The 1054-nt window shown below is 56.5% G+C and carries 1 protein-coding gene and 1 pseudogene; both read left to right on the forward strand.

Annotation, left to right across the window (positions count from 1 at the left end):
- Nucleotides 1–157, forward strand: a pseudogene (locus tag NKI35_RS31260) (ISL3 family transposase); the annotation flags it as partial.
- A 164-nt stretch (nucleotides 158–321) separates the two neighbouring features.
- Complete coding sequence (locus NKI35_RS31265; protein WP_352742652.1) at nucleotides 322–657, forward strand: hypothetical protein; 336 nt, start codon at nucleotides 322–324, stop codon at nucleotides 655–657.
- The last annotated feature ends 397 nt before the right edge of the window (nucleotides 658–1054 follow it).

Genomic DNA, 1054 nt, shown 5'->3' on the forward strand with positions numbered 1-1054 from the left:
ATCATTCGCGACCGTGCTGCCGTCCGCGCCGCGATCACCGAGCCATGGTCCAACGGGCAGACGGAAGGACAGATCACCAAGCTCAGCTTGTAAAACGGCAGATGTACGGCCGCGGAAGCTTGACCTTCTCGAAGCACGTTTGATCGGTGCGGCCTGAAAGAAAATATCATCGAGAGTGCGTCAGACCCCACTTGGACGAAAATCACCCCTCAAACAGGGTCCTCATCCCACGAAAAATCACAGGGAGAACCGGCTTAATCTGATCCCACGATATCCTCCGCTGTCGGCTTTTTCGAGACCCTAATCCTCGTTCAGGCAGAGTTGGTCGAGACGCTTCAGAAGCGGTCCGAAAGCGGCCCCGACATCAAAGAAACGTCGATGATCGCCGCTACGTCGCTCGCTCGCTACAGCGCTGTTGAGGGCGCGCTCGCGAGCGGCTTCGCTACCGCCGAGCTACACTACCGGCCGGGCACGACGGTTCGTGTTGCTGCCGAAGGCCTGCAACACCTTAACATGCTGCTGTATGGCAGAAGCGCTGTCACACATGAGGCGCCGCCAGCGCAAGCCTGTGATTTATTGGTAGGCCCTTTCGCGGGCGATGAGCGGATAAGTCAACTACCAGATGCCGTAGTATCGCCGCCTGCTCCAAAACTCTAGAACTGAGTTCGTTCCAACGCATAGACGAGAGATATCGCCATGCAGAGCAACGTGAAGCGGGGGAGGTTCCGACGGCGTCAGTGCAGTTGAGCTGCCGCGCGAGTCCGGTCTCCCGTTTGGCGCGGACCTTTTTGAGGAGAGTGTCGGCATTACGAACACATTCCTGGGAGGTCACGACCGTCCAAAGTTCCGCCTACCGTTCCGATCTTCAGTGAAACTAAAAACAACCGCAACAAAACCAAACGCATTTAATCACTTGCTCGTTGAACGCGACGCGACACGCAGAGGGATCCTGAAATGAACACTGAAATCTTCACGGCTCATGAGTCTAACGTTCGTCGCTATGGGCGATCGTTTCCCGCGGTCTTTACGAAAGCCCTTGGGGCGACAATCTGGG

The sequence above is a fragment of the Mesorhizobium sp. M0676 genome, assembly GCF_040320535.1.
GTDB lineage: Bacteria > Pseudomonadota > Alphaproteobacteria > Rhizobiales > Rhizobiaceae > Mesorhizobium.